This is a genomic window from Cereibacter changlensis JA139, assembly GCF_003034985.1.
GTDB classification, from domain to species: domain Bacteria; phylum Pseudomonadota; class Alphaproteobacteria; order Rhodobacterales; family Rhodobacteraceae; genus Cereibacter; species Cereibacter changlensis.
Genome location: NZ_PZKG01000184.1, coordinates 1 through 6,316, shown reverse-complemented (window position 1 = coordinate 6,316; position 6,316 = coordinate 1). Strand labels below are relative to the sequence as shown.

Below are 6,316 nucleotides of genomic sequence, written 5' to 3'. Positions count from 1 at the left end.
ATCCCGGTCAGCACGGCGGGCGGCTATGTCCGGGCGCTGCCGCATGTGCAGACGGTGCTGCTGCCGCACCTCGGACATGTGCCGCAGGAAGAGGGCCCGGAACGGTCGCTGCGGCCGGTCCGGGCCTTCCTCGACGCCTGAACCCCAGCCGAGTCAGAGCGGCGGCTTGCCCTTCACGGCGCGGGCGATCATCGCGATGATGAAGAGCACGATGAAGACGACGAAGAGGATCTTGGCGATGCCGGCCGCGGTGCCGGCGATGCCGCCGAAGCCGAGGGCCGCGGCGATCAGCGCGATCACGAGGAAGGTCAATGCCCATCCAAGCATGGCAGGTCTCCTTGCTGACTGAGGGCGAACCCTCCGGTTTCTGCATTGAAAACGTGGGCTTGGCCCAAACGGTTCCCCAGGCTGCACCGGCGGAACCGCCGCGAAGCCGGCCGCGTTGACCCCCCGCATACTTCGGGCCGGAGGCCCGGGGGCGAGTGACTTTCATCAGGAGTGCAGAGAGTGGAGATGAACATGTTTCAATTGCGGGGCTTCGGCGGGCTGATCATCCTTGCGCTCGACATCTGGGCGCTGGTGTCGATTTTCGGCTCCTCGGTCTCGACCGGCAAGAAGGTGCTCTGGGCGCTGGTCGTCATCCTGCTGCCGGTGCTGGGCTTCATCCTCTGGTTCTTCATCGGCCCGCGCAGCGCCGCCCGCGGCAGGTGACCGCAGGAACCCGGAACGGGCCCCGGCGTTCTGAACGGAGTTTCCCAGAGAAGGACGAGTGACATGACTTCCTCCACCGATACCGCGACCGAGGCGCTGGAGACGCTGCACACCCGCAGCGTCGACGTGCTGGCCGGCTTCGAGACCATGGTCGAGAAGGCCGAGCCGGCGTTCCGCCCGATCGCCGAGCGTTTCCGCAGCCTGCACCAGCGCCAGATCGCCGAGATCGCCGCGATGCTGACCGCCGCCGGGCGGCAGCCCGATGCCGACGGCAGCTTCATGTCGACGGTGAACCGCGCGGTCGTCTCGGTGCGCGCCTTCGTCGACGAGATCGACGCCGACGTGCTGGGCCAGGTGCAGAGCGGTGAGCAGCATGTGCTGGACGCCTATGCCGATGCGCTGGACCGGCCGCAGACCCCGGCGAACGCCGCCCGGCTGGCCGAGATGCGGCAGGAGCTGGCGGTGCTGCTGGCCGAGACCCAGGCGAGCGCGCCGCTGTCCTGAGCGACGGATTCACGTGAAACCAGACGGCGGCCGGGGCGACCCGGTCGCCGTTCTGCTGTCAGCTCTCCGCCTCGGCGGTGGCGGTGGCGTTGCGCGCCTCGGCATCGGACAGCGGGCGCACGTCGAAGGTGACGCTCAGGCTGTGGATGTCGTCGGTGTCGGTCACCTCGACATGGCCGCCGATCTGCTGGGCGAAGCCCGACAGCAGCTGCGCCCCGAGCCCGGTGCCGTGGTCGATGGTCTCGGCCGCCTGCTGCCGCGTGCCGACGGTGTTCGTCACCTCGAGCACGGCGGCGACCTCACCTTGGCGGCGCAGCGACACGTCGAGCCGCGGCAGCTGGCCCTCGGCTGCGCCGGCATATTTCATCGCGTTGGTCAGCGCCTCGGTCAGCAGCAGCGACAGCGGCACCGCCTGGTCCGGGGTCAGCCGCAGGTCGCCGAATTCGGTATGCACTTCGATCCGCCGGCCCGGGCCGGTGGCGAGGTTCACCACCTGGCGCACGATGTCTGAGAGCAGCTCGTCGGTGCGGATGTCGGTCAGGCCGCTGGTCTGGTAGAGCCCGCGGTGGATGGTGGCGAGGCTCATCACCCGGTCCTGCAGGCCCTTCATCAGCCCCTTGGCCTCGGGGGTGCGTGCCTGGCGCATCTGCATGTTCATGATCGAGGCGATCAGCTGCAGGTTGTTCTTCACGCGGTGATGCACCTCGCGCAGCAGGACTTCCTTCTGATGGACCATGTCCTCCAGCTCGGCCTCGTCATGCAGGATGGTGTCGGTCATGCGGTCGAAGGCCTCGGCCAGCTGGCGGATCTCCAACGGGGCGGCGCCGAAATCATGCTTGTCCACCGAGCGCGAGCCGCTGGAGAAGGCGGTGATCGCGCTGCGCAGGCTGCGGATATGCCGCGTCATCAGCCGCTCGGAGGCGAGCCAGGCCACCATCAGGCAGGCGATCCACATCAGCGCCGGCAGCAGGCTGGCGGGCGCGCCATGCGTCGCCCAGTTGCTGGCGCTCTTGTCCCAGGAGCCGAGCGCATAGAGCGTGCCGGGGATGATCGGCACCACCGAGAACACCCGCTCCAGACCGGCGCTGGTCGCGGCGGTGAAGGCCAGGTCGCTCTCGCCGGCCAGCGCCTTCAGCGCGCGGTCCTTCGGCAGGATGTCCTCGACATGCTCGAGACCCACCGACGAGGTCAGGACCTTGCCGTCCCGGTTGAAGGTCATCAGCACCGGCGGCGTGAGGCCCGAGATGACGTTGCCGCTGGCGAAGAGCGCGTCATGCGGCAGCGAGATCACCACGATCCCCAAGAGGTTGCCGAGACCGTCCAGCACCGGATGGCTGACGACGACGACCGAGGTCTTCGACACCGGGCCATAGAGGCTCATCTGCAGCGTGGGCTGCATCGCCTCCAGCGCGGTCGTCACCAGCTCGCTGTTGGAGAAGGTGAAGGGCTCGGCGGAGGAGCAGGTCATCATCCCGTCGGCGCGGATGTAGCCGACCACCGAATAGGCCTGGGAGTCGCGCTGCACCGCGGCCATCACATCCTCGCAGGCCTCTGCCTCGGCGTCGTCGAGTAGCGGGATGATGACCTGCGACAGCGCCGCGGCGGAGCCCTGGGCGCGCTGGATCAGCCGCACCTCGTGTTCGGCGGCGCGCATCGTCTCGCCGGTGAGCGCGGCTTCGGACCGCGCCGCGGCCTCGCGCATCACCGCGGCGGACTGCACGATGGAGATCACCCCGAGCGGCAGCAGGGCCACAGCCAAGAGGAAGGCAAAACGGAAGCCGATCCTGTCAGCAAAGCGGCCGTGCCGCCCGAGGCGAAAGTTCATGCGGGAGTCATCCCCGATCGCGACATGACCGCGAGCGTCTGACCATCGACCCCGGAGAACATTTCCTCGCCCTTTTCCAGATGCAGCAGTTCGGCCAGACGCGCCCGCGCCCGGTTCGCCCGGCTCTTCACGGTGCCGACGGCGACCCCCATCATGACCGCCGCATCCTCATACGCAAATCCCGACGCGCCGACCAATATCAGAACTTCACGATGTTCGGGCGACAACTGGTCGAAGGCCGCGCTGAAATCGGTGAAGGCCATGCGCCCGTCATGCGCAGGCTTCACGAACAGCGACGCGGCGTGAACGCCTTCCGGGTCCGGCACCTCGCGGCGATGCTTGCGCTTGTCGGAGTAGAAGGTGTTGCGCAGGATGGTGAACAGCCAGGCCCGGAGGTTGGTGCCCTCGGTGAACTTGTCGAAATTCGTCCAGGCCTTCACGATGGTGTCCTGCACCAAGTCATCGGCCACGGCGACGTTGCGCGTCAGGCTGATGGCGAAGGCGCGCAGCGCGGGAAGGTGTTCCGGCAGTTCGTCCCGAGGGTCGCGCGTGGCCTGCGGCTGGCTTTGCGGAGCGCTCACTTCTTCTCTTCCTTCTGTCGCAGCTGCTCCAGAAGTTGCGTGAACCTGTCGGGGAGCTCCTGTACCAGAGCCTCTTCGTAAACCCGTTTCAGATTCTCGTCGATCTGATGCTGCATCCCCGACTTGTCCCGCTTTGCCATTTAATCCGTCACGCCCTTCACGAAAGTTGTTATAACCCCGGGAACCGAACGTGCCCGGAAGCGTTCGGTTCCCGAGAATGTGACGCACAAGGGAATTTGTACATGACGTCCGACGCGAAACCCGACCTTGCCAGCCTGATCGGGACCAACCTTCCCTATCTGCGCCGTTATGCCCGTGCTCTGACCGGAAACCAGGAAACCGGTGATCGTTTTGCCGCTGCCACCCTTGAAGCGATCCTGGAAGATACGGCGATTTTCGACGCTGTCGAGAGCCCGAAGGTCGCTTTGTTCCATGCCTTCCATCTGGTCTGGGCCAGCGCCGGCGCTCCGCTGGGCGATCCGGACAGCCGGCTGTCGCAGCGGGCGCAGGACCATATGGCGCATTTGACCCCCAACACCCGCGAGGCGCTGCTGCTGCACGCCATCGAGGGTTTCCACCATGACGAGATCGCCGCGATCATGCAGATCGACGCGGAAGAGGCCGGCGAACTGGTCGACATCGCGCAGCGCGAGATGGCAAATTCGGTCGCGGGCCGGATCATGGTCATCGAGGACGAGGCGATCATCGCCATGGATATCGTCGCCATCGTGCGCGAGATGGGTCATGGCGTGACCGGCATCGCCCGCACCCGTACCGAGGCCGTCGCCCTCGCCAGCAAGGAACGGCCGGACCTGATCCTCGCCGACATCCAGCTGGCCGACAACTCGTCGGGCATCGACGCGGTGAACGACATCCTCAAGCAGTTCGACGACACGCCGGTGATCTTCGTCACCGCCTTCCCCGAGCGGCTGCTGACCGGCAAGCGGCCGGAACCGGCCTTCCTGATCACCAAGCCCTATTCCGAGGATCAGGTGCGCTCGGCCGTCAGCCAGGCGATGTTCTTCTCCTCGACCGAGACGCTGAACGCCTGAGGCGCTCCGCGCGGCGGAAGGCCCCGGTTCATCACCGGGGGCCTCTTCATGCAAGGGGAAGGTGGGCTCAGGCGGAGGCGCTGGCCCGTTGCAGCAGGCTCAGCACCGCGTCGGTGGTGAAGGGCCGCTGCAGCACCCACCAATCACCGGTGGCGCCGGTCTCCTCGGCTTCGTCGCTGATCAGCACCAGCCGCCCGCCGCGCCGCAGCACGGCCTGAGCCAGCGGATCTTCCGCCACCCTGGAGGGACCGATGCCGAGAAAGGCCAGCCAGACCCGCTCGACCCCCTCCGTCAGCGCGATGCTGCGCGGGTCGGTCACCAAAATCACTTGGGCAGCCGGATCGAACTCGGCGACGATCTGGGCGATGTCCTGTGCGACGACGAAATGCTTCAACGCAATAAGGCAAGTCGGGCTGACCTCTGCGGTCGGGGCCATGGGCGTTCTCCTGAAATCGGAGCAGAGACTTGCTGCATCGCCGCATGGCGCGCATTAAACTGTGACATAGCAAACGAAAGTAAGTTCACGATGCGTACACCCTGCACCCAGTGTCCGCTGCGCAAGCTGCCGATGTTCAGCGGCTTCACCGAGGACGAGCTGGCCTTCATGAACCGCTTCAAGGTGGCCGAGCGCCATGTGGAGCGCGGAGCCACCGTGCTGAAGGAGGGCGAGAGCTCGTCCGAGCTCTACACCGTGCTGAGCGGCCAGGGCATCCGCTACATGACGCTGGAGAACGGCCGGCGGCAGGTGATCAACTTCCTGTTTCCCGGCGATCTGGCCGGCCTGCAAGGCGGACTGACCGGCGAGATGAGCCATTCGGTGGAGGCCTCCTCGCCGATGGTGCTCTGCGTCTTCGACCGCGCCCGGCTGTGGGAGCTGTTCCGCAACCAGCCGGAGCGGTCCTATGACCTGACCTGGATCTCGGCGGTGCAGGAGCATTTCCTCGGCGAGACCATCGCCAGCCTCGGCCAGCGCGACGCGCTGCAGCGGGTCGCCTGGGCGCTGCTCCGGATGCACGAACGGCTCTCGGCGCTGGGGCTCCTGGAGGCCGGTTCGGTGCCGCTGCCCTTCCGCCAGCAGGATCTTGCGGATGCGCTGGGGCTGTCTCTGGTGCATACCAACAAGACCATCGGCAAGCTGCGCGACGCCGGATTCGCCAACTGGGCGGAGGGTCGGCTCACGGTGACGGACCGGCGTCAGCTGGCCAAGCTGGCCCTTGTCGATCTGGAGCGGGTCGAGGTTCGCCCCCTCATGTAATCGCTTGAAAAACAGGGAACCGGCGCGGCCCGAGCCGCGTTCTTAGGATGTCGGACGATCTGGCGAAGCGCCGGGTGGGTCCCTCCCAAATGTCTGGAGATTTACAATGTTTCGCAAGGCTATTGCTCCCGCCCTTCTGGGCGCTCTTCTCGCGGTGCCTGCCTTCGCGCAGGACGTGCCGATGGTGAGGTCCATCGACGTGGAAACCTCGCTGAGCGATCTCAACAACGCCGAGGCCGCCGCCTACTGGCAGACCCTCGACGCCGATCTCGAGGCCGGCATCGCGGCGCAGCTGATCGGCCGTCTGGGCGACGAGGGCATGGACATCAAGATCGACATGTCCGAGGTCGAGCTGGCCAACTACTTCGAGGCCGCTGTCGGCAGCGCC

General features: G+C 66.5%; 9 protein-coding genes and 1 pseudogene. 5 read left to right on the top strand and 5 right to left on the bottom strand.

Annotated elements, in window-relative coordinates; all coding sequences use genetic code 11:
- Positions 1 to 153: 153 nt before the first annotated feature.
- On the bottom strand, positions 154 to 327 hold the full coding sequence (locus C5F48_RS21190) for a DUF1328 domain-containing protein (protein WP_107665757.1): 174 nt from the start codon (positions 325 to 327) through the stop codon (positions 154 to 156).
- Positions 328 to 507: 180 nt separating this feature from the next.
- On the opposite strand from C5F48_RS21190, the gene C5F48_RS21185 reads away from it, so the two are divergent.
- Positions 508 to 711, top strand: a complete 204-nt coding sequence (locus C5F48_RS21185) for a PLD nuclease N-terminal domain-containing protein (protein ID WP_107665756.1) — start codon at positions 508 to 510, stop codon at positions 709 to 711.
- A gap of 63 nt (positions 712 to 774) precedes the next feature.
- On the top strand, positions 775 to 1,215 hold the full coding sequence (locus C5F48_RS21180) for a ferritin-like domain-containing protein (protein ID WP_107665755.1): 441 nt from the start codon (positions 775 to 777) through the stop codon (positions 1,213 to 1,215).
- Positions 1,216 to 1,273: 58 nt separating this feature from the next.
- Here C5F48_RS21180 and C5F48_RS21175 read toward each other — a convergent pair whose 3' ends face one another.
- From C5F48_RS21175 to C5F48_RS21165, 3 genes are read right to left on the bottom strand one after another with little or no spacing between them, the layout of a single operon-like run.
- Positions 1,274 to 3,040, bottom strand: a complete 1,767-nt coding sequence (locus tag C5F48_RS21175; RefSeq protein WP_107665754.1) for a sensor histidine kinase — start codon at positions 3,038 to 3,040, stop codon at positions 1,274 to 1,276.
- Positions 3,037 to 3,621, bottom strand: coding sequence for an RNA polymerase sigma factor (locus C5F48_RS21170; protein WP_107665753.1), 585 nt, complete (start codon positions 3,619 to 3,621; stop codon positions 3,037 to 3,039). Before C5F48_RS21170 ends, C5F48_RS21175 begins: the two co-directional genes overlap by 4 nt.
- A complete protein-coding gene (locus C5F48_RS21165) occupies positions 3,618 to 3,761 on the bottom strand; it encodes a NepR family anti-sigma factor (RefSeq protein ID WP_107665752.1) in 144 nt (47 codons plus the stop codon). The genes C5F48_RS21170 and C5F48_RS21165 overlap by 4 nt, the downstream gene beginning before the upstream one ends.
- 102 nt (positions 3,762 to 3,863) lie before the next feature.
- Here C5F48_RS21165 and C5F48_RS21160 point away from each other — a divergent pair, with 102 nt between their 5' ends.
- Positions 3,864 to 4,673, top strand: coding sequence for a response regulator (locus tag C5F48_RS21160; protein WP_107665751.1), 810 nt, complete (start codon positions 3,864 to 3,866; stop codon positions 4,671 to 4,673).
- Positions 4,674 to 4,740: 67 nt separating this feature from the next.
- Here C5F48_RS21160 and C5F48_RS21155 read toward each other — a convergent pair whose 3' ends face one another.
- Positions 4,741 to 5,109: a hypothetical protein gene (locus tag C5F48_RS21155; protein WP_111467247.1), complete on the bottom strand. Its 369-nt coding sequence runs from the start codon at positions 5,107 to 5,109 to the stop codon at positions 4,741 to 4,743.
- Positions 5,110 to 5,199: 90 nt separating this feature from the next.
- Here C5F48_RS21155 and C5F48_RS21150 point away from each other — a divergent pair, with 90 nt between their 5' ends.
- Complete coding sequence (locus C5F48_RS21150) at positions 5,200 to 5,928, top strand: Crp/Fnr family transcriptional regulator (RefSeq protein ID WP_245941234.1); 729 nt, start codon at positions 5,200 to 5,202, stop codon at positions 5,926 to 5,928.
- Between the two features lie 106 nt (positions 5,929 to 6,034).
- Positions 6,035 to 6,316, top strand: a pseudogene (locus C5F48_RS21145) (hypothetical protein); the annotation flags it as partial.

What these genes read in the sequence shown, in the direction of transcription:
- C5F48_RS21180 (WP_107665755.1), top strand. Translation starts at nt 775, where the DNA reads ATGACTTCCTCCACCGATACCGCGACCGAGGCGCTGGAGACGCTGCAC.
- C5F48_RS21165 (WP_107665752.1), bottom strand. Translation starts at nt 3,761, where the DNA reads ATGGCAAAGCGGGACAAGTCGGGGATGCAGCATCAGATCGACGAGAAT.
- C5F48_RS21150 (WP_245941234.1), top strand. Translation starts at nt 5,200, where the DNA reads ATGCGTACACCCTGCACCCAGTGTCCGCTGCGCAAGCTGCCGATGTTC.
- C5F48_RS21160 (WP_107665751.1), top strand. Translation starts at nt 3,864, where the DNA reads ATGACGTCCGACGCGAAACCCGACCTTGCCAGCCTGATCGGGACCAAC.
- C5F48_RS21175 (WP_107665754.1), bottom strand. Translation starts at nt 3,040, where the DNA reads ATGAACTTTCGCCTCGGGCGGCACGGCCGCTTTGCTGACAGGATCGGC.
- C5F48_RS21155 (WP_111467247.1), bottom strand. Translation starts at nt 5,109, where the DNA reads ATGGCCCCGACCGCAGAGGTCAGCCCGACTTGCCTTATTGCGTTGAAG.
- C5F48_RS21190 (WP_107665757.1), bottom strand. Translation starts at nt 327, where the DNA reads ATGCTTGGATGGGCATTGACCTTCCTCGTGATCGCGCTGATCGCCGCG.